Source organism: Pseudomonas orientalis (assembly GCF_002934065.1).
Lineage (GTDB): Bacteria > Pseudomonadota > Gammaproteobacteria > Pseudomonadales > Pseudomonadaceae > Aquipseudomonas > Aquipseudomonas orientalis_A.
The window spans coordinates 4,126,549-4,146,206 of the sequence record NZ_CP018049.1 but is presented as its reverse complement, the minus strand read 5'-3'; the positions used below and the strand labels follow the sequence as shown (position 1 = coordinate 4,146,206).

Sequence of the window (19,658 nt, the reverse complement as noted above, 5' to 3'; positions counted from 1 at the left end):
AAAATAAGTGACTGAACCACAGCCATCGGGGGCAAGCCCCCTCCCACATTTGGATTTTCATTCATCAGTTACCTGACACCGGCCCCTAAATCCTCTTCTCGCTGATGCGTCTTCAGAACATGAAGTCCGTGCGTATTCCCCACTCCCACGGATCACCACCTGAGGGATCGAGAGATGTCAGTCGCCACCAGCCCCATCGAAGCCGCGCCTGTGCACGCCAGCGAGACGCTCTATCAGTTCGACGAAACCCCGCTGCTGGCCCGTCAGCGCCAGCAGGAGTCCAACGCCCGCAGCTACCCGCGGCGCATCCCATTGGCGCTCAAGCGGGCCAAGGGTATCTACGTGGAAGACGTGGAAGGCCGCAGTTTCATTGATTGCCTGGCCGGCGCCGGCACGTTGGCGCTTGGGCATAACCACCCGGTGGTGATCCAGGCCATTCAACAGGTACTGAGCGACGAGTTGCCATTGCACACCCTGGACCTGACCACACCGGTCAAGGACCAGTTCGTGCAGGACCTGTTCGGCCTGTTGCCGCCGGAGCTGGCGCGGCAGGCGAAGATCCAGTTCTGCGGCCCCACCGGTACCGATGCGGTGGAAGCGGCCTTGAAACTGGTACGCACCGCCACCGGGCGCAGTACGGTGTTGTCGTTCCAGGGCGGTTATCACGGCATGAGCCAGGGCGCGTTGAGCCTGATGGGCAGCCTCGGGCCGAAGAAACCCCTGGGCGCGTTGCTCGGCAATGGCGTGCAATTTCTGCCATACCCTTACGACTACCGCTGCCCGTTCGGCCTGGGGGGCGCGGAAGGGGTGCGGGTCAACCTGCATTATCTGGAAAACCTGCTCAACGATCCCGAAGCCGGCGTGTTGCCGCCAGCGGCGGTGATTGTCGAAGTGGTGCAGGGCGAGGGCGGTGTAGTGCCGGCGGATCTCGACTGGCTGCGCGGCTTGCGACGCATCACCGAACAGGCGGGTGTCGCGCTGATCGTCGATGAGATCCAGAGTGGCTTTGGCCGCACCGGCAAAATGTTTGCCTTCGAGCACGCGGGAATCATCCCCGACGTGGTGGTGATGTCCAAGGCCATCGGCGGCAGCTTGCCGCTGGCGGTGGTGGTCTACCGCGACTGGCTCGACACCTGGCTGCCGGGCGCCCATGCCGGCACCTTCCGTGGCAACCAGATGGCGATGGCGGCGGGGTCTGCGGTGATGCGCTACCTCAAGGAGCACGACCTGGCCGCGCATGCGGCGGCGATGGGCGAGCGCCTGGGCGAACACTTGCGCATCCTGCAGCGCGACTTTGCGCACCTGGGCGATATTCGCGGGCGTGGGTTGATGCTCGGCGTGGAACTGGTGGACCCCAATGGCACGTGCGACATCCAGGGCCATCCACCGGTGCATCGCCAGCTCGCGCCTGTGCTGCAACGTGAATGCCTCAAGCGCGGCCTGATCCTCGAGCTGGGCGGGCGGCACGGCAGTGTGGTGCGCTTCCTGCCGCCGCTGGTGATCACCGCCGCCGAGATCGACCGCGTCGCCGAGATCTTCGGGCGCGCCCTGGCGGCGGCGGTCGCCAGCGTCTAATTTTCCTGGCTCTTGATACGTTTCTACAGATATCAGTGCTGCGCATGGTGCGCAGCCGGCCTTTGAGCGACGGAGAACCGCAATGACCTCAGTATTTGACCGCGACGACATCCTGTTTCAGGTAGTGGTCAACCACGAAGAACAATATTCGATCTGGCCCGACTACAAGGCCGTGCCGGAGGGCTGGCGCACCGTGGGCAAGAGCGGCATGAAGAAAGAGTGCCTGGCCTATATCGAAGAGAACTGGACGGATATGCGTCCGCTGAGCCTGCGTCAAAAGATGGATGGCGCTGCACTCGCCTGAACACCGCCGTTCAAAAATGTGGGAGGGGGCTTGCCCCCGATGGCAGTGGATCAGTTACAGATGCATCAACTGACACACCGCAATCGGGGGCAAGCCCCCTCCCACAATTAATTCGCGTTGACTTCAGGCCTTTCTTTTTCCTGTCCCCCCGTCACCACCTGCACGCTCAAGCGCGGTGTCGCCAGGTCAAGCCCGGCTTCATCCAGATGCCGCTTGAGCGACAGGTTGAACGCCCGCGACACTTCCCATTGCTTGATCGGCGCGGTCTTGAACCGCGCGCGCAGGATGGCGCTGCCTGATTCAAAACTCTCCACACCCTGGATCTCCAGCGGCGACCAGATATTGCGGCGCTGCAGCGGGTCGTTACGCATGGCCTGGCCGACATCGCGCATCAGCTTGATCGCGTCGTCGATCTCCATGTTGTAGGGGATTGCCACGCGGAAGATCGCGTAGCCGAACTCGCGGGAATAGTTCTTGATGCTCTTGATTTCGCTGAACGGAATGGTGTGCACGATGCCGTCGATATCGCGCAGGCGCACGGTACGAATGGTCAGGCCTTCGACAGTGCCCAGGTGGCCGCCGACGTCCACGTAGTCATCGATGGCCAGGGAGTCTTCGATAATGATGAACAGGCCGGTGATCAGGTCCGCCACCAGCGACTGTGCACCAAAACCGATGGCGATACCGATGACACCCGCACCGGCCAGCAGCGGCGTGACGTTCATGCCCATGTTCGCCAGGGCGACGATGGCCGCAATGATAAAGATCGTCACGAACAGCACGTTACGGATCAGCGGCATCATGGTCTGCGCACGCGCATTGGCCAGGCCTTTGCGTGAGCGGGTCAGTGCGTGGTGGATCGCGGTGTCGCTGAGGATCCAGATCAGCCAGGCGAACAGCAAGGTCCCGCCCAGGCCGAACAGCTTGACGCTGACTTCATGGCCGTCGCCTTCGGTAAAGCGAATCATCGACAGGCCCCAGACCCGCAGCCCCAACTCGATAAACACCAGCCACACCACCAGATGCACCAGGGTGTAGACGAAGTTTTTCAGGCGGTCGGAGTACAGCGCATGGCGCTTGTGCCCGCGTTGCGGTTTGAGGGCGTGGCGTCGCACCAGCCCGTTGATCACCATGCACAACACCAGCAGCACCGTGCACAGCAGGGACTGGCGCAGGGCGGTGCTGCTGTCGCCGGCGGAAAGGAAGGTGGCGAACAGCGAAATGCCCACCAGCAACAGCGCCGGCAGGTACCAGAAGGTGCCGATGATCGAGAGGGTGTCGGTGAGGGCGCGACGCGTCAGACGGCGCGACAGCGGCTGGTTGCGGATCAGGTGGGCGATCGGCCGACGGAACCGCAGGATGAAGACGCCGGTGGACAGCGCGGCCATCACATTGGCAACCGTCGCAGCCGTATGCGCCAGGTGCTGGCCGAGCGCCGCGACCAGTCGCGGGTCGCTCAAGGCTTCGCCAAAGGCGGCAAAACTGCCGATCCACCACAGTGGGCGGAAGGCCTGGTGGCGCAGGATATACAGGGCGCGGTGGCGGTGCGGGCCGTCCAGCAGGGAAAACGCGATCACGCAGATCGCCGAAAAACAGGTGCCAACCACCAGGGCATAAGCCAGCACCATCGCCAGGGATTTGCCCAGGGACGAAGGCAGGGCGTAGCTCAGGTACACCGTGATCACCAAGGCGATCAACCACGGGCCCAGCTTGCGCAGGGCGAAGCGCAGCATGTCCCAGGTGCGTGGGTGTTGCGGCAGTTCCTCGGGCAGGCCGAAGCGTTCGCGCACGCGGTGGCTGAGCCAGATCAGCGCGGCGGCCAGCAGGCTCCACACTGCCAGGATCAGCGCAAAGCCAAAGATGATCGGCAACCATTCGTTGGCCGGCATCATCAATGCGCTGAGTTCATCCCTGGCCAGGTCGACTTCATTGGACCAGCGCCCCAGCGGGCTGTCGGCGCCGGAGAACTGTTGTTCAAAGCCCGACAGCGTGCTGCCGATCAGGCCGAGCACACCCAGCTCGGCCGCCGGCTGGGCTTTTTGCGTGGCGGCGCGCAGCTTTTTCAAGTCGCTCAGCAACTGGGTGCGCTGCTGGTCGTTCTCCAGGGTCTTGATCACCTCGTCCAGCGACTGCCCCAGGGGCACCTCGGCCTGGGGTTGAGCCTTGTTGGACCCGCCCAGCATCCCGGGCAAGCCCACCGCCTGGGCGGACGTCAGCGGCAGCATTATGAGCAGGGTGATCAGCAGGTAGCGGGGCAGGGCAAACAGACGGGAAAGCACGAGGCGGTCAACCTTGAAAGCGATGAATGGACCGAGTGTACGAGGCCGCTATGCCAGATGCGAGTGTCATTGCGCCAATTTGGCGAGGATCTTGTACACCACGGTGCCGAGGATCAGCAGCATGCCGACCCACATGCCGAATACGCCAAGGGGGTTGTCGCGGAAGTTGAAGCCGACGGCGAGCATGATCATGCCGACCAGGATGGGGATCAGCATGGTGTGGAACGAGGACATGGAGATCATGGGGGTGACGGCCTTGTCGCAGTGGAAGTTCTGACAAGTCTAGGCCCGATTGCGGAAAGTGCAGGTGATGCAGATCATTGTGGGAGGGGGCTTGCCCCCGATGGCGGCCTCTGGGCCGACCAGGGTGTTGGATCAGACCGAGTACATATCCGTTTCTGCGGTAACGGCTGCTAATGGTTCCGCTTTTACAGCGGCTCACTTTTGAAAAGCGCAAAAGTAAGCAAAACGCTCTTGCCCCACCACTCGGCACCTCGCTAATGCTCGGTGTGCCCGAACGCAGGCTTGAATCCGTGGGCCGCCGCAATGGGCCATCCCTGGCCCAGTGCGGCTAACCCGGCGTCCTGCCGGGTTACCCACGAATTCAAGCCTGCGTTCGGCCAGCGTGGTTTAACGGGGCGCCTGAGATCAAGATCAAAAGCGCGGCGGCCTTAGAGCCGACCGGTATCATTTGCCGGTCCGCGATCCAAATGTGGGAGGGGGCTTGCCCCCGATGGCAGTGGATCAGTCACCAGATGCAGTGACTGGCACTCCGCCATCGGGGGCAAGTCGAATCGTCGCACCGCCCCTCCCACATTTTTGACCGAGTCAGCCTGGCAGATCAGGGCAGGTCGCGGCTCGCGTAGAACGCACCCAGCACCTTCACCAGATGCGCCAGGTCATGACTGCCGCACAGCTCGCGAATGGAGTGCATGGCAAACGTGGGCAGGCCGATGTCGACGGTGCGCACACCCAGGTGGCTGGCGGTGATGGGGCCTATCGTCGAGCCGCAGCCCATATCGCTGCGTACTACAAAGCTCTGCACCGGTACTTCCTGGGCCATGCACAGGTGGCGGAAGAATCCGGCGGTTTCGCTGTTGGTGGCGTAGCGTTGGTTGCTGTTGACCTTGATCACCGGGCCGGCGTTGAGTTTCGGGCCGTGGTTGGCGTCGTGTTTCTCGGCGTAGTTCGGGTGCACGCCGTGGGCGTTGTCTGCCGACACCAACAGGGATTTCTGAATGGTGCGTACGAACTCTTCACCTTCTGGCAGCAGGCGGCGCAGGGTCTGTTCCAGCATCGGGCCATCGGCGCCGCAGGCCGAGCAGGAGCCGACTTCTTCGTGATCGTTGCACACCAGCACGCAGGTTTCTTCGGTGTCGCTGGTGAGCAGGGCCTGCAGCCCGGCATAGCACGACAGCAGGTTGTCCAGGCGCGCGCCGGCGATGAAGTCGCCGTTCAGGCCGATCACGGCCGCGCTTTGGGTGTCGTAGAAGCTCAACTCGTAGTCGAGCACCACGTCGGCATTGAGCCCATGCTCGCGCGCCAGTTGCTCGGTGAGCACGGCACGAAAGTCCACGCGCTCGTCACCGGCAAATTGCGCGAGGATCGGCGGCAGTTCGGTCTGGGCATTGATCGCCCATCCCTGGTTGGCCTCACGGTTCAGGTGAATGGCCAGGTTGGGAATGATCGCGATCGGCAGCTTGAAGTCGATCAGTTGGCTTTCGACCTTGCCGTCGCGCCGGAACGTCACGCGGCCGGCCAGGGACAGGTCGCGGTCGAACCACGGGGCCAGCAAGGCGCCACCGTAGACTTCCACGCCCAACTGCCAGAAACCCTGGCGTTGCAGCTCGGGCTGCGGCTTGACGCGCAGACAAGGGCTGTCGGTGTGGGCGCCGACCATGCGAATACCGTCTTGCAGCGGCGAGTGGCGGCCCAGTTTGAAGGCGATGATCGAGGAGTCGTTACGGGTTACGTAATAGCGACCGTTGGCTTCGGTAGTCCAGGTGTCGCGCTCGTCGAGACGCTGGTAGCCGGCCGCTTCCAGGCGCTGGGCGAGGGCGGCAGTGGCATGAAAAGGAGTAGGGGAGGCCTTGAGGAAGTCGATCAGGCCTTGATTCAACGAATCGCGCATAAATAGCTCCAGACAGCAATGCGCGGAGTTTACCGTATTGGTTTGACTCGGTGTCTAGAACTGACACAGAACAAAATGTGGGAGGGGGCTTGCCCCCCGATAGCAGTGGATCAGTTACCACATTCAGTGGCTGATGCACAGCTATCGGGGGCAAGCCCCCTCCTACATTTGACCTTGTTAACACCTTAAAAAGAGGCTGGGCACTCGAAGCGCAAGCGCTCGCCGCTCTGTGGATGCGTGAAGCTGAGCATGCTCGCGTGCAGGCACAGGCGTGGCCAGGCAGCCAGGGCCTGTTCGTGGGCGTACAGGCCGTCACCCAACAGCGGGTGGCCGATGGACAGCATGTGCACGCGCAACTGGTGCGAGCGCCCGGTGATCGGCGTCAGTTCGACGCGGCACCAGTCGCCGCAACGCTCCAGCACTTTCCAGAAGGTCAGCGCATGCTTGCCGAATTCGTGATCCACCACATGGCGCGGCTTGGTCGGTGGGTCATAGCGCAAGGGCAAGTCGATGCTGCCGCTGTCCAGTTCCGGCTGTCCCCATGCCAAGGCGGTGTAGGCCTTTTCTGTTTCGCGGTCGTGAAATTGGCGGGACAGTTCGCGGTGGGTATCGGCGTCCCGGGCCAGCAGGATAATGCCGGACGTTTCCCAGTCGAGCCGATGAACGATGCGAGCTTCGGGGTAGCCGTTTTCCTGCAGGCGGGTGATCAGGCAGTCCTTGTTGTCGTCGGCGCGACCGGGCACCGAGAGCAGCAGGGTCGGCTTGTTCACCACCAGGACAGCGTCGTCCTGATGCAGGATATGGATGTTGGACAGCGGCATTAAACAGCCTCGTAACAAACGCCAACGGCGGCTCCACTGACTGCCCCCTCACCCTGTAGGAGCGAGCTTGCTCGCGAAGAACCTGAGGCCACCGCGTTTCGCCTGAATGAACGCGGTGCTGTTGAGTTCTTCGCGAGCAAGCTCGCTCCTACAAGGTGAGGGGCCAGGTCGCAGAGCCGCCGTGGCGGCCGCCTGTTCGATCAACGATCAGGCAGGGTGATATTGAGTTCCAGAATCGAGCAGCTGCCGTCATTTTCCAGGGCGACATGCACGTCATCGTTACCGATATTGACGTACTTGCGGATCACCTCGACCAGTTCCTTCTGCAAGGCTGGCAGGTAGTCCGGGGTACTGCGTTGGCCGCGTTCGTGCGCCACGATGATCTGTAGACGCTCTTTCGCGACCGATGCGGTACTTGGCTTTTTGTTGGCACGAAAGAAGTCGAGAAATTTCATTGTTTAGTTGCCTCCAAAGATACGCTCGAAGAATCCCTTCTTCTTTACATCGAGGAAGCGGTGTTCCACGGTCTTGCCCAGCAGACGATCGACGGCATCGCTGTACGCCTGGCCGGCGTCGCTCTGGTCGTCAAGAATCACCGGCACGCCCTGGTTGGAAGCCTTCAGGACCGCCTGGGATTCCGGGATCACGCCCAGCAGGGTCACGGCGAGGATGTCCTTGACGTCTTCAACGCCGAGCATTTCGCCATTGCTGACACGCTCAGGGTTGTAGCGGGTCAGCAGCAGGTGCTCCTTGATCGGGTCCTGGCCTTCTTCGGCGCGCTTGGACTTGCTGGCCAGAAGGCCGAGCATGCGGTCGGAGTCACGTACCGAGGACACTTCCGGGTTGGTCACGACGATCGCTTCATCAGCGAAGTACATCGCCAGGTGAGCACCGGTTTCGATGCCGGCCGGGGAATCGCATACCACGTATTCGAAGGTTTCTTTCAGCTCGGCGAGGACTTTGCCTACGCCTTCCTTGGTCAGCGCGTCTTTGTCACGGGTCTGGCTGGCGGCCAGCACATACAGGTTCTCAAGGCGCTTGTCCTTGATCAGGGCCTGCTGCAGGTTGGCTTCGCCGTTCACCACGTTGACGAAGTCGTACACCACGCGGCGTTCGCAGCCCATGATCAGGTCGAGGTTACGCAAACCGACGTCGAAGTCGACGATGACTGTCTTGTGGCCGCGCAGAGCGAGGCCGGTACCGATAGCGGCGCTGGTGGTGGTCTTACCCACACCACCCTTGCCGGATGTAACCACGAGAATCTTGGCCAAGGTGTTTCACCCCTAAGGAAAAAGGACTTTCGGTCCCTGAAAAACATCTCTTGGAACTCGCTGCAGGCGGACAGCCTTTGTAGGGAAAAGCCAGGGTTTGCCCAGGGGAAACGCCAACTTCCAAATAGTCCTACGCAAGTATTGCCGGTTTCGCTTTGCTATCAGAGTCTAGAGATGCTTGGAAAATGCGGCAGTATCCGTTAAAGACGGATGATGTTCAACACATCGCCCGACAGGTTGACCTGTACCGAAGCGCCCCATAGCGGATCACGGCGCAGATCTTCGGAAACCTTGTACTGACCCGCGATGGAAACCAGCTCAGCGGTCAACTGCTGGCAGAAAATACGCGCTTTGGTATCACCCTTGATGCCGGCCAGGGCGCGGCCGCGCATCGGGCCGTATACATGGATGTTGCCGTCGGCAAGAAGTTCCGCGCCGGGGCTGACCGAGGAGACCACCACAAGGTCGCCGCCCTGGGCGTAAATCTGCTGTCCGCCGCGTACGGGCGAGGTGATGATCTTTGTAGGCCGGATCAAGGGTTCAGGTGGTTTTTCCGGTTTTTTCTTCTCTTCACCGACCAATGGTTCGAGCGGACGCTCGCGCGCACCGGACGGCGGCAATACTGGCAGTTCAATAGCGATGGCCGCGGCAATGTCTTCGATGCGGCTGGCGCGAATGGCCAGGGTACGCAGGCCATGGGAGCGGCACACGCGCATCAGGCCGGGCAGGTCGATGACGCCCTGGCCTGCTGGCAGTTTGTCCAGGGCCAGTACCAGCGGGGCATTGTTGAAAAAATTCGGCGCCAGGGCGACCTTGGCGGCCAGTTGGCGGTCAAGGGCATCAAGGTCGTTGCGGGCCAGTTCCAGCACGGTAATGGCGAGCATGCTGCCTTTCAGCTGGAACACGGGATCTTGGTCTAGCGGTTCGGTTTGGCTCATGGTCGGCTAAAGCGGCTTGTCACGAAAAGTGTCGAGACTTATAACGAGAACACTCACCCGCCGCAAGCCGAGTCGAACCGTTGTAGAATGCGCGGCCCTTGTCTTTACCGGAATCTGTAATGGATCGCCCGCGTTTTCGAGCTGTATTTCTTCACCCGCGTTTTTGGCCATTATGGCTGGGGCTGGGCCTGTTGTGGCTGGTCACCCAACTGCCGTACCGCGTGCTGCTGACCATTGGTCGCCTGCTGGGCGCCGGCATGTATCGCGTGGCCGGTGAACGTCGCCGCATCGCTGCGCGCAACCTGGAATTGTGTTTCCCGGAAAAATCCGCCAAAGCGCGCAAACGCCTGCTCAAGGACAATTTCGCCTCTACCGGTATCGCGTTTTTCGAGATGGCGATGAGCTGGTGGTGGCCCAAGCCGCGTCTGGCGCGCCTGGCCCATGTCGAGGGCCTGGAGCATCTGAGGCAAGCGCATCTGGAAGGCAAGGGCGTCATTCTGATGGCCCTGCATTTCACCACCCTTGAAATCGGCGCTGCCCTGCTCGGGCAGAAGCACACCATCGATGGCATGTACCGCGAACACGGTAACCCGCTGTTCGACTTTATCCAGCGCCGTGGCCGCGAGCGCCACAACCTCGATTCCCTGGCGGTGGAGCGCGACGACGTGCGCGGCATGCTCAAGCTGCTGCGCGCCGGCCGAGCGATCTGGTACGCACCGGACCAGGACTACGGCGCCAAGCAAAGTATCTTCGTGCCGCTGTTCGGTATCCAGGCCGCCACGGTAACGGCCACCAGCAAGTTCGCGCGCCTGGGCAAGGCCCTGGTGGTGCCGTTCACCCAGGAACGCCTGGCCGATGGCAGTGGTTACCGCCTGGTGATCCATCCACCGTTGACCGATTTCCCGGGGGAAACCGACGAAATCGACTGCCTGCGCATCAACCAATGGGTCGAAGCCTCGGTGCGCGACTGCCCCGCGCAATACCTGTGGACCCACCGGCGCTTCAAGAGCCGGCCACCGGGTGAACCCAAGCTGTACGAAAAACGCCGTCGATAACCCTGCTGTCACTGTAGGAGCGAGCTTGCTCGCGAAAAACCCAATAGCACCGCGTTCACCTGGGATGTACGCGTAATCATTGGCGATCTTCGCGAGCAAGCTCGCTCCTACAATGATGTGACGTTGTTAAGCCCAATTTTTTGCCACATGGAGTGACGCAATGCGCCCAGCTGAACCGGTCACAGGCTTGATTCTTTCCGGCGGTGGGGCGCGTGCGGCGTATCAGGTAGGGGTGTTGGCGGCGATTGCCGAGTTGCTGCCGCCGGGGGCGCCCAATCCCTTTCCGGTGATCGTCGGCACGTCGGCCGGGGCGATCAATGCGGTCACCCTGGCCAGTGGCGCGACGGACTTCACTGCCGCTATCGAGCGCCTTACTACGTTCTGGCAAGGCTTTCGCAGCCATCTGGTGCTGCGCAGCGACTGGCCGGGCGTGATCCGCCAGGCCAGTCGTTTTCTGTTTCATAGCCTGTTGGGCCTGGGCAGGCGATTTCCGGTGGCGTTGCTCGACAGTTCACCGCTGCGCGACTTGCTGCAGGACAAACTGCATCTGGCGGGCATCGATGAAGCCATTCGGGGCCAGCATCTGCACGCCGTGGCGGTCACCGCGTTCGGCTATGAATCCGGGCGGGCGGTGACCTTCTATCAAGGCGGCGGCACCATCGACGCCTGGCTGCGCCATCGGCGCATCGGCGTGCCGACGCAACTCACGGTTGAGCACTTGCTGGCCAGCTCGGCGATTCCCTTGCTGTTCGCCCCGGTGAAACTCGACCAGGAATACTTCGGTGACGGCGCCGTGCGCCAGTCGGCCCCGATCAGCCCGGCCCTGCACCTGGGCGCCAGCCGCGTGCTGGTGGTCGGCGTCAGCGGTAACCCGCGCGGCAACGAACCCTCGATGCCGCGCACCTATACCGGCCAGGAGCCGACCCTGGCGCAGATCGGCGGCCACATGCTCAACAGCACGTTCATTGACAGCCTGGAAAGCGATATCGAATTGCTGGAGCGCTTGAATCAATTCAGCGATGTCTCGCCCGAGCTGGCGGCGGTGGAGGTGCTGGTGATTGCGCCCAGCCAGCCGATCGACGAAATCGCGGCACGGCATCGCCAGGAATTGCCGGCGGCGTTGCGCATGTTCCTGCGGGGGCCGGGGGCGACCAAAACCAGTGGGGCGGGGGTGTTGAGTTACTTGCTGTTCGAGGCGGGGTATTGCAGCGAACTGATCGAATTGGGGCGCAAGGATGCGCTGGCCAAGCGTGAGGAAATCATCCGATTCCTCGGCCTGACGCAGAGCTGAATGTGGGAGGGGGCTTGCCCCCGATAGCGGTGTGTCATTCACAGTATCTGTGACTGAATCGCCGCCATCGGGGGCAAGCCCCCTCCCACATTTGTACAACAGTGTTTTTTAGAAATGGTATTTCACCAGGAAGCTTGCGGTGTCCTGGGTCGTCTTGAACGCACCCGAGTCCTCGATCCCGTACTTGTTCTTCCAATAGTCGTATTCAAAACCTACGTACAACTTTTTGTCGCCCCAATGCAGCGCTTTACCGAGGTCGTATTTGACCTGCGGGTTGAAGTGCAGGTTGGCGTGATAAGTGCCACGGGCGTTCTTGTCGTTGTCCACGACCCAGTCCATGAAGCCGTCGATCAACACATCGGAGCTGCCCACGGGAATGGTGTAGGACCACACCGGGGTGATCTGCCACACGCCGTCGCCAGGGCGGTTGCCTTCGGTCTGGCGCTGGTAGAAGTTCAGCTGGAAATAGTCGAAACCCGGAATATTCAAGTCAAACGCCGGGCCCAGCAGGTACGACTCGTTATCGCCTTCGCCGAACTCGTAAGTGAAGGCCAGCAACACATCCTTGATCGGGCCGAATGACAGGTCCTTGTCCAGGACTTTGCCGAACGACAAGCGTGGGCTGAACTCGCCGTAGTAGGTATTGGGACCGACGTTGCCGTCTTCCCTGCCGTTGTAGAAGATGCGGTCGAGGAAGAAGAAGTTGTCGCCGTACTTCCACGCGTCGGCATGTTCGAAGGTGACGGTTTGCTGGATCTGCGGGTTGACGGTAAAGCTCTTGCCCCACAGATACGTCAGGCTGTTGTTCTGCCACTGCAACACATCACCGGCCACGGCTTGACCGCCGGCCAGCAGGGATCCCGCCAGCATCAGGCCTTTGAACATAGGTTTCATTCGGTGCTCCCGAGTTAAAGTTTTATGTTTTTCTAATCTGGCGCTCTGATACGGCGCCTTGGGTATTGCTGAAAACTCGTCTGATTGGTCAGCTTTATGGCTACAGCAAAAGCCGCGCCAAGGCGGTAAAAAACCGTCGATTCAAGCGGGCGCGGAGAATACTGGCTCCCACGTCAGGGCTCAAGTGCGCCGTTACGGCGCGCACAGGGCGACAATGGGGCGTGCGTCAGGTGTGGACGTGCTCAACGGCAGGGCGCTCGGCACCGCCGAGAATGTTGAACAGGATATTCAGCGACAACGCGCTGAGGGTGGCCATGGCGATGCCACTGTGGGTGATCGGGCTCATCCACATCGGCAATTGCGCGAAGAATTCCGGGCGCACCACCGGGATCAGGCCCATGCCGATGCTTACCGCCACCAGCAACTGGTTGCGCCGGTCGGCAATGTCGGCTTCCTGCAGGATCTTGATGCCGGTCGCCGCCACCATGCCGAACATGGCAATCGCCGCGCCGCCCAGCACCGCCGGCGGTATCGAGGCCACCAGGTAGGCGGCCTTGGGCAACAGGCTCAGCACGATCAAAAACACCCCGGCCATGATCGTTACCGAGCGGCAGCGCACGCCGGTCATCTGCACCAGGCCGATATTCTGCGCGAACGAGGAGTGGGTGAAGGTGTTGAAAAAACCGGCGAAGAATGACGCACCGGCATCACACAGCAGGCCGCGTCGCAGCATCCTTGGCGTGACCTCCTGGCCGGTGATCTTGCCCAGGGCGAGAAACATCCCGGTGGATTCGACAAAGATGATCACCACCACCAGGCACATCGACAGAATGGGCGCCAGCTCGAACCGGGGCATGCCGAAGTGCAGCGGCGTCACCACCTGCACCCACGGCGCCTGGGCCAGGCCGCTGAGGTCGACCATGCCGATCACACCGCACAACGCGTAGCCCAGGCCCATGCCGATCAGCACCGAGATGTTCACCCAGAAGCCGCGCATGAAACGGTTGATCAGCAGTATGGTGACCAGCACCAGCGCGGCGACCGCCAGGTACACCGGCGAGCCGAACGTAGCGGCCGCGCTGCCGCCACCGGCCCAGTTCACGGCCACCGGAAACAGCGACAAACCAATGGCTGTAATCACCGTGCCGGTCACCAACGGCGGGAAAAAGCGCACCACCTTGGACATGAACGGCGCGATCAGCATGCCGAAGAACCCGGCGGCGATGGTCGCGCCGAAGATGCCCTGCAAGCCGATGCCGGGCATGCCGGCCATGGCGACCATGCTGCCGACGGCGGCGAAACTGGCGCCCATCATCACCGGCATGCGAATACCCACCGGGCCGATGCCGAACGACTGCACCAGGGTGGCAATACCGGCGACCAACAGGTCGGCGTTGATCAGAAAAGCGATTTCCTCACGGCTCAAGCCTGCGGCCTGGCCAATGATCAAGGGCACGGCGACGGCGCCGCCGTACATCAGCAAGACGTGTTGCAGGCCTACCAGAATCAATTGCAAGAGGGGCAGCCGCACCATGGCGGGCGCGGCAGGAGTCTGCGTTTCTAACTGGGACATGCAACACCTCGGATCTTTTTATTGTTGTGTTGTGTGGAGCGCAATCTTCAAAACACAGCAGTACCAAATGTGGGAGGGGGCTTGCCCCCGATGGCGGTTGATCAGTTACAGGTGTGCTGGCTGGCACACTGCAATCGGGGGCAAGCCCCCTCCCACATTGGAACTGTGTGAATCAATTAGTTGGTGCGGGCTCCTTGATTGATCCAGGTGCCGATCAGATCCCGTTCCTGTTGGGTCATTTGAGTAATGTTGCCCAACGGCATGATCTGGCTCGCCACGGCCTGCGCCTGAATGCGTGCAGCCTGCTGCTGGATCTGCTCAGGTGTGTCGAACATCACGCCCGCCGGTGCCGTGCTGAACAACGGGCTGGTGGGTTTGGCCGAGTGGCACACCGTGCAGCGTTGCTCGATCACGTGGTGCACCTGGCCGAAGTCGGTGCCGGCCTGGGCCGGTGCCGGTTCAGCGGCCGGTGCGGCGGGCGCGGCCGGTTTCAAGCCACCGCCCAAGGCGGTTTCCGGCAGGGGTTGGTACTCGATGGCAGCCGGTGCCTTGGCGATCGGTTCAGCCGGCTTGGGCCCGGTCACATAGGCCAGGCTGATCATCGCCAGCGCGCCCACCGGCAAGGTCCAGGCATACTTCTGGCTGTTGTGCCGGGTGTTGAAGTAGTGCCGCACCAGCACCGCCGCCACCGCAATCCCGGCGAGGATCAGCCAGTTGTATTGGCTGCCGTAGGTGCTCGGGAAGTGGTTGCTGATCATGATGAACAGCACCGGCAGGGTGAAGTAGTTGTTGTGGCGCGAACGCAGCAAGCCTTTGGCCGGCAGTGCCGGGTCCGGCGTGCGGTTCTCGGCAATGGCCGCCACCAGGGCGCGCTGGGCGGGCATGATGATACGGAACACGTTACCCACCATGATCGTACCGATCACCGCGCCCACGTGCAGGTAGGCGCCACGACCGCTGAACACCTTACTGAAGCCGTAGGCCGCCGCGATCAGCAGCACGAACAGGATCAGGCCGAGCAGGGCAGGGCGCTTGCCCAGGGCTGAGTCGCAGAGAAAGGAATAGATGAACCAGCCGGCGAACAGCGAGCCGATGCCCAGCAACACGCCTTCGGTGCCGCTCAATGCGCTGCCGGGGGCCAGCAGGTACAGCGTCGGGTTCCAATAGAACACCACGCACAGCAGCGCAACGCCCGACATCCAGGTGAAATAGGCTTCCCATTTAAACCAGTGCAGGTTGTCCGGCATGGTCGGCGGGGCCAGTTTGTACTTTTCCAGGTGGTAGATACCGCCACCGTGGATCGCCCACAAGTCACCGGCCAGGCCGCTCTTGGGGTTGACGCGGTTGAGGTTGTTTTCCAGCCAGACGAAGTAGAACGAAGCGCCGATCCAGGCGACGCCAGTGATCATGTGAACCCAGCGCACGCTCAGGTTCAGCCATTCCAACAGATGTGCTTCCACAGTCTTTACCTCTCGCCTGTCACCCTTGTTGTCGGGTGATCAGACCTTCTCTTATTGGTGGGGGGCGAGGATCAACCGCTCATCCTCTTCAAAAAAATGCTCATCGCAGTTATTGCCTGTGCCACTGCGATCAACCACCAGGAAGTCATCCCGCTTTTCGATCGTCAGCACCGGGTGGTGCCAGACGCCGCGATGGTAATTGATGCCCTGCCTGCCGTTGGTGACGAAGGCGCGGACCAAGCCTGATACAGGTGCATCGCCAAGGGGCGCGACCACGATCAGAAAGGGGTTGCCGAGCAGCGGAATGAAGGCCTGGCTGCCCAGCGGGTGTCGCTCCAGCATGCACACGGTCAGCGGCATATCCTGCGCGTCGGCGCGGAAAATGCTGATGATGGCGTGGTCTTCGGGCTGCGCCGTTTCGACCGTCGCCAGTTTGTGAAAGCGCATGGTCGACCCGTTGTTGATCATGAAGTGATCGCTGCCATCGGTTTCGATAACGTCTCCGAAAGGGGCGAAGGCTTCTTTGGTCAAGGGTTCGATCATCAGTGTGCGCATGGCTGTCTTCTTAATCTGGAGTTGTTATTGAATCTTTGTAGGAGCGAGCTTGCTCGCGAAAAACTCAAGGACACCGCGTTTATCCAGGATGGGCGCGTTATCGTTGACGGTCTTCGCGAGCAAGCTCGCTCCTACAGTCTCAGCATTACTTCGATACTTTGCCCAGGACGCGCAGGCGGCTCACACCGCCATCCGGGAACACATTCAGGCGGATGTGGGTAATCGGCCCCAGCGCCTTGAGCTGCTCGGCGAAGGTGTGTTCGGCGTGCATTTCCAGCTTCTGCGCCGGCAGCAGTTCGCGCCAGAACAGCGATTGGGTCTCGATCTGGCTGTCGGTGCCGCCTTTGACGAACGCGCCCTGGATCGAGCAAGTGTCCGGGTAGTTGCCCTTGAAGTGCAGGGTGTCGACGATGATTTTTTCGATTTCGCCGGGGTGCCCCAGCGCGACGATCACCCAGTCGTTACCTGGCGTACGCCGACGCGCGGTTTCCCAGCCGTCGCCCATGTTGATGCCACGGCCCGGGTTGAGGATGTTGCTCATGCGCCCGAAGTGTTCATCGGAGCAGGCCAGCGCGCGGCCACCGTTCAAGGCAGCAGCCAGGTCGACCTGTTCGTTGTCGCCCACGGCGGACCAGTCGCGGAACGGCACGCCGTACACGCGCAGACGGGCCACGCCGCCATCCGGGTAGATGTTGAAGCGCAGGTGGCTGAACGCCTGCGCGTGGTTGATCTCGTGGTAGTGATGGCTGTTGCCTTGCAGTTCGACGGCCGACAGCACTTCCACCCATTGGGTGTTCTCGTCAGGCTCGCCCGAAACCAGGAAGCAGGCTTCCAGGGACGCCGATGGTGGATAGTTGCCGGTGAAGAATGAAGTGTCGATGTCCACGCCTTTGATCGAACCCGGTACGCCGAGGCGGATCACCGCGCTGTCGTAGCCTTCGAAGCGCTTGCGGCGCGACTCCCAGCCGTCCATCCACTTGCCGTTATCATCGAAAACGCCCTCCTTCCACACAGCCGGAGTCGGCTGGAACAGGCGGTTGGCGTCGGCGAACCAGTCATCGGTCACGGAGATGATTTTGGTGCCCAGGCGGGCGTCGGCGAGGTTGACGAACTTCTCGAAAGGTACGGGTTGCGCTTTCATTCTTCTTGTCTGCCTTGGATAGAGTGGCTGGGGATGGTCGTTTAGAGGGTCAGTAAGCGGAACAGCGCGATCTTGTTGATCTCGTCCAGCGCGCACTTGAACTCGGCGTCGGCGGAGTTGTGGATGCGCGTTTCGAACGCGGCGAGGATCTGGTGCCGGTTGCTGCCTTTTACCGCCATGATGAAGGGAAACTTGAACTTGGCCTTGTAGGCCTCGTTCAGCTCGGTGAAGCGCGAGAACTCTTCGGCCGTGCATTGGTGAATACCCGCGCCGGCTTGTTCATCGGTGCTGGCTTGGGTCAGTTGGCCCTGGACGGCGGCGCGGCCTGCCAGGTCCGGGTGAGCGTTGATCAGGGCCAACTGGCTTTGATGATCAGCGCTCAACAGGATATCGCTCATGCGCTGGTGCAGGGTTTCGATCTGGTCGATCGACGCATCCTGGCCCAGGTCGTAGGCCTTTTCGGCGACCCATGGCGAGTGTTCGTAGATATCGGCGAAGGCCTGGACGAAGGCGTCACGGCTCAGGGTCGAGGGCGTCAGTGTCTGAAACGTGGTCATTTGGCGGCTCCCGTGAACGGGTGGGTTGCGTGCCAGTGACGGGCGATGTCGACGCGGCGGGTGAACCACACCTGTTCATGGCTTTTGGCGTATTCGATAAAGCGCTTGAGCGACGCCAGGCGCGCCGGGCGACCGATCAGGCGGCAGTGCAGGCCGATGGACAACATTTTCGGCGCCTCGGCGCCTTCGGAATACAGCACGTCGAAGGCGTCCTTGAGGTACTCGAAAAAGTCATCGCCCTTGTTGAAACCCTGCACCTGGGTGAAGCGCATATCGTTGGTGTCCAGGGTGTAAGGGATCACCAGGTGCGGCTTGCCGGTTGGCGTGTTGGGTTCCCAGTAGGGCAGGTCGTCGTCGTAGGTGTCGCAGTCGTACAGGAAGCCGCCTTCCTCCATCACCAGGCGCCGGGTATTGGGGCCGGTGCGCCCGGTGTACCAGCCCAGCGGGCGCTCACCGGTCAGTTCGGTGAGGATGCGGATCGCTTCAAGCATATGCTCGCGTTCCTGGGCCTCGTCCATGTACTGGTAGTCGATCCAGCGGTAGCCGTGGCTGCAGATCTCGTGGCCGGCGGCGACCATGGCGCGGATCACATCCGGATGGCGCTGGGCGGCCATGGCCACGGCAAAAATGGTCAGCGGAATATCGAATTCCTTGAACAGCTTGAGGATGCGCCACACCCCGGCACGGCTGCCGTATTCGTACAGCGACTCCATGCTCATGTTGCGCGCGCCTTGCAGCGGCTGGGCCGAGACCATTTCCGAAAGAAAGGCTTCGGACTCTTTGTCGCCATGCAGGATATTGCGCTCGCCGCCTTCTTCGTAGTTGAGTACGAACGACAGCGCGATGCGTGCCTTGCCCGGCCAGTGGGGGTGAGGAGGGTTACTGCCGTAACCGATCAGGTCGCGTGGGTAGTCAGCGCTCACTGCAGTCTTCCTTCTTGTTCGTGGTAGCAGATGTGTAACGGCCGGGCAGTGGAAAGACTGAGTGGCGTCACAGCGATGAGTGATTGTATACAACTTATCGCAAACTTTGTAAGCCTGCATTTCTGCATTTTTTTTGAATGGTCTTTCTTCCAACGCTTGCAAGAAACTTGCCTGACTGGTCAGCTAAAGGCGAAAAACTCCACTGTAGGAGCGAGCTTGCTCGCGAAAACCTGAGGGCGACATTTTTATCCTACGAGCCCGCGTTATCGTTGGCGTTTTTTGCGAGCAAGCTCGCTCCTACAGGGGATTGGAAGGCTGCGGAATTTATTGTGTACAATTTTTTAGAAAAGTGTCTTAATCAGTCATCGCCGGCTTTTTCACTGCCCTGAAAGAGTGCGGGTTTCTCTATGACTGACTTCGGGAGGCGCATACAAGCCATGGGACGTTTGACTACACACGTTTTGGACGCCGCGCACGGCTGCCCCGGCAGCGCCATCAAGGTTGAGCTGTATCGCGTCGAAGGCGCGCAGCTGGAACTGGTTGCCACCGCCATCACCAACAGCGATGGCCGTTGCGACGCGCCGCTGCTGCAAGGTGACGACTACCGCAGTGGCGTGTACCAGCTGCAGTTCAACGCTGGTGATTACTACCGTGCCCGCGGTGTGCAGTTGCCCGAGCCGGCTTTTCTGGACGTCGTGGTACTGCGCTTTGGCATCAGTGCCGAACAGGATCATTACCATGTGCCCCTGCTGATTTCGCCTTACAGCTACTCCACTTATCGCGGTAGCTGAGTCGTCACCTCGCTTCACACCCCAAAATGCTCTTCGTTGGTTTCGCCCGCGCACACTGCGGGCTTTTTTTGTTCAACTATCTAGCTCCTTTTGAATATC

The 19,658-nt window shown here is 61.2% G+C and carries 19 protein-coding genes; 5 read left to right on the top strand and 14 right to left on the bottom strand.

The annotated features are described in order from the left end of the window. Positions 1 to 174: 174 nt before the first annotated feature. Positions 175 to 1,575 carry an aspartate aminotransferase family protein gene (locus tag BOP93_RS18545; protein ID WP_104504069.1) on the top strand — a complete coding sequence of 467 codons (1,401 nt, stop codon included), beginning with the start codon at positions 175 to 177 and terminating at the stop codon, positions 1,573 to 1,575. A gap of 82 nt (positions 1,576 to 1,657) precedes the next feature. Continuing rightward, a complete protein-coding gene (locus tag BOP93_RS18540) occupies positions 1,658 to 1,879 on the top strand; it encodes an MbtH family protein (RefSeq protein WP_057721389.1) in 222 nt (73 codons plus the stop codon). Positions 1,880 to 1,986: 107 nt separating this feature from the next. On the opposite strand, the gene BOP93_RS18535 is transcribed toward BOP93_RS18540, so the two are convergent. The 7 genes from BOP93_RS18535 to minC all read right to left on the bottom strand — a co-directional run bounded on the left by BOP93_RS18535 (position 1,987) and on the right by minC (position 9,319). Next, positions 1,987 to 4,158, bottom strand: coding sequence for a mechanosensitive ion channel family protein (locus BOP93_RS18535; RefSeq protein WP_104504067.1), 2,172 nt, complete (start codon positions 4,156 to 4,158; stop codon positions 1,987 to 1,989). A 66-nt stretch (positions 4,159 to 4,224) separates the two neighbouring features. After that, positions 4,225 to 4,401 (bottom strand): hypothetical protein, encoded by a 177-nt coding sequence (locus tag BOP93_RS27645; RefSeq protein WP_167400620.1) that lies wholly within the window; start codon positions 4,399 to 4,401, stop codon positions 4,225 to 4,227. A 598-nt stretch (positions 4,402 to 4,999) separates the two neighbouring features. Continuing rightward, a complete protein-coding gene (locus BOP93_RS18530) occupies positions 5,000 to 6,289 on the bottom strand; it encodes a M18 family aminopeptidase (RefSeq protein ID WP_104504065.1) in 1,290 nt (429 codons plus the stop codon). 185 nt (positions 6,290 to 6,474) lie between these two features. Beyond that, positions 6,475 to 7,110 (bottom strand): pseudouridine synthase, encoded by a 636-nt coding sequence (locus tag BOP93_RS18525; RefSeq protein WP_104504063.1) that lies wholly within the window; start codon positions 7,108 to 7,110, stop codon positions 6,475 to 6,477. 200 nt (positions 7,111 to 7,310) lie between these two features. Then, positions 7,311 to 7,565 carry a cell division topological specificity factor MinE gene (gene minE, locus BOP93_RS18520; RefSeq protein WP_003175252.1) on the bottom strand — a complete coding sequence of 85 codons (255 nt, stop codon included), beginning with the start codon at positions 7,563 to 7,565 and terminating at the stop codon, positions 7,311 to 7,313. A 3-nt stretch (positions 7,566 to 7,568) separates the two neighbouring features. Beyond that, complete coding sequence (minD, locus tag BOP93_RS18515) at positions 7,569 to 8,381, bottom strand: septum site-determining protein MinD (protein ID WP_065887939.1); 813 nt, start codon at positions 8,379 to 8,381, stop codon at positions 7,569 to 7,571. 200 nt (positions 8,382 to 8,581) lie between these two features. After that, positions 8,582 to 9,319 (bottom strand): septum site-determining protein MinC, encoded by a 738-nt coding sequence (minC, locus tag BOP93_RS18510; protein ID WP_065887940.1) that lies wholly within the window; start codon positions 9,317 to 9,319, stop codon positions 8,582 to 8,584. A 119-nt stretch (positions 9,320 to 9,438) separates the two neighbouring features. Here minC and BOP93_RS18505 point away from each other — a divergent pair, with 119 nt between their 5' ends. Both BOP93_RS18505 and BOP93_RS18500 read left to right on the top strand, forming a co-directional pair. Beyond that, the gene (locus BOP93_RS18505) at positions 9,439 to 10,374 is read left to right on the top strand and encodes a lipid A biosynthesis lauroyl acyltransferase (RefSeq protein ID WP_104504061.1); all 936 of its coding nucleotides are present in this window, start codon (positions 9,439 to 9,441) and stop codon (positions 10,372 to 10,374) included. A 160-nt stretch (positions 10,375 to 10,534) separates the two neighbouring features. Next, complete coding sequence (locus BOP93_RS18500; protein WP_104504059.1) at positions 10,535 to 11,665, top strand: patatin-like phospholipase family protein; 1,131 nt, start codon at positions 10,535 to 10,537, stop codon at positions 11,663 to 11,665. A 108-nt stretch (positions 11,666 to 11,773) separates the two neighbouring features. Here BOP93_RS18500 and BOP93_RS18495 read toward each other — a convergent pair whose 3' ends face one another. The 7 genes from BOP93_RS18495 to puuE all read right to left on the bottom strand — a co-directional run bounded on the left by BOP93_RS18495 (position 11,774) and on the right by puuE (position 18,768). Further along, the gene (locus tag BOP93_RS18495; protein ID WP_104504057.1) at positions 11,774 to 12,559 is read right to left on the bottom strand and encodes an outer membrane protein OmpK; all 786 of its coding nucleotides are present in this window, start codon (positions 12,557 to 12,559) and stop codon (positions 11,774 to 11,776) included. Between the two features lie 226 nt (positions 12,560 to 12,785). Continuing rightward, complete coding sequence (locus tag BOP93_RS18490) at positions 12,786 to 14,132, bottom strand: nucleobase:cation symporter-2 family protein (protein WP_104504055.1); 1,347 nt, start codon at positions 14,130 to 14,132, stop codon at positions 12,786 to 12,788. A 176-nt stretch (positions 14,133 to 14,308) separates the two neighbouring features. Further along, the gene (locus tag BOP93_RS18485) at positions 14,309 to 15,592 is read right to left on the bottom strand and encodes a urate hydroxylase PuuD (protein WP_104504053.1); all 1,284 of its coding nucleotides are present in this window, start codon (positions 15,590 to 15,592) and stop codon (positions 14,309 to 14,311) included. A 51-nt stretch (positions 15,593 to 15,643) separates the two neighbouring features. Then, positions 15,644 to 16,147, bottom strand: coding sequence for an ureidoglycolate lyase (locus BOP93_RS18480; RefSeq protein WP_104504050.1), 504 nt, complete (start codon positions 16,145 to 16,147; stop codon positions 15,644 to 15,646). A 145-nt stretch (positions 16,148 to 16,292) separates the two neighbouring features. Continuing rightward, positions 16,293 to 17,288 (bottom strand): allantoicase, encoded by a 996-nt coding sequence (alc, locus tag BOP93_RS18475; RefSeq protein WP_104504047.1) that lies wholly within the window; start codon positions 17,286 to 17,288, stop codon positions 16,293 to 16,295. 41 nt (positions 17,289 to 17,329) lie between these two features. Further along, on the bottom strand, positions 17,330 to 17,845 hold the full coding sequence (uraD, locus tag BOP93_RS18470; protein WP_065887947.1) for a 2-oxo-4-hydroxy-4-carboxy-5-ureidoimidazoline decarboxylase: 516 nt from the start codon (positions 17,843 to 17,845) through the stop codon (positions 17,330 to 17,332). After that, positions 17,842 to 18,768 carry an allantoinase PuuE gene (gene puuE / locus BOP93_RS18465; protein WP_104504045.1) on the bottom strand — a complete coding sequence of 309 codons (927 nt, stop codon included), beginning with the start codon at positions 18,766 to 18,768 and terminating at the stop codon, positions 17,842 to 17,844. The genes uraD and puuE overlap by 4 nt, the downstream gene beginning before the upstream one ends. A gap of 437 nt (positions 18,769 to 19,205) precedes the next feature. Here puuE and uraH point away from each other — a divergent pair, with 437 nt between their 5' ends. Further along, positions 19,206 to 19,559, top strand: coding sequence for a hydroxyisourate hydrolase (gene uraH, locus BOP93_RS18460; RefSeq protein WP_104504042.1), 354 nt, complete (start codon positions 19,206 to 19,208; stop codon positions 19,557 to 19,559). Positions 19,560 to 19,658: the final 99 nt, after the last annotated feature.

Bases quoted from the DNA above. Each gene is read 5' to 3' on its own strand.
- BOP93_RS18545 (WP_104504069.1), top strand. From the start codon at position 175: ATGTCAGTCGCCACCAGCCCCATCGAAGCCGCGCCTGTGCACGCCAGC.
- BOP93_RS18540 (WP_057721389.1), top strand. From the start codon at position 1,658: ATGACCTCAGTATTTGACCGCGACGACATCCTGTTTCAGGTAGTGGTC.
- BOP93_RS27645 (WP_167400620.1), bottom strand. From the start codon at position 4,401: ATGATCTCCATGTCCTCGTTCCACACCATGCTGATCCCCATCCTGGTC.
- BOP93_RS18530 (WP_104504065.1), bottom strand. From the start codon at position 6,289: ATGCGCGATTCGTTGAATCAAGGCCTGATCGACTTCCTCAAGGCCTCC.
- BOP93_RS18525 (WP_104504063.1), bottom strand. From the start codon at position 7,110: ATGCCGCTGTCCAACATCCATATCCTGCATCAGGACGACGCTGTCCTG.
- minE (WP_003175252.1), bottom strand. From the start codon at position 7,565: ATGAAATTTCTCGACTTCTTTCGTGCCAACAAAAAGCCAAGTACCGCA.
- minC (WP_065887940.1), bottom strand. From the start codon at position 9,319: ATGAGCCAAACCGAACCGCTAGACCAAGATCCCGTGTTCCAGCTGAAA.
- BOP93_RS18505 (WP_104504061.1), top strand. From the start codon at position 9,439: ATGGATCGCCCGCGTTTTCGAGCTGTATTTCTTCACCCGCGTTTTTGG.
- BOP93_RS18500 (WP_104504059.1), top strand. From the start codon at position 10,535: ATGCGCCCAGCTGAACCGGTCACAGGCTTGATTCTTTCCGGCGGTGGG.
- BOP93_RS18495 (WP_104504057.1), bottom strand. From the start codon at position 12,559: ATGAAACCTATGTTCAAAGGCCTGATGCTGGCGGGATCCCTGCTGGCC.
- BOP93_RS18490 (WP_104504055.1), bottom strand. From the start codon at position 14,132: ATGTCCCAGTTAGAAACGCAGACTCCTGCCGCGCCCGCCATGGTGCGG.
- BOP93_RS18480 (WP_104504050.1), bottom strand. From the start codon at position 16,147: ATGCGCACACTGATGATCGAACCCTTGACCAAAGAAGCCTTCGCCCCT.
- alc (WP_104504047.1), bottom strand. From the start codon at position 17,288: ATGAAAGCGCAACCCGTACCTTTCGAGAAGTTCGTCAACCTCGCCGAC.
- uraD (WP_065887947.1), bottom strand. From the start codon at position 17,845: ATGACCACGTTTCAGACACTGACGCCCTCGACCCTGAGCCGTGACGCC.
- uraH (WP_104504042.1), top strand. From the start codon at position 19,206: ATGGGACGTTTGACTACACACGTTTTGGACGCCGCGCACGGCTGCCCC.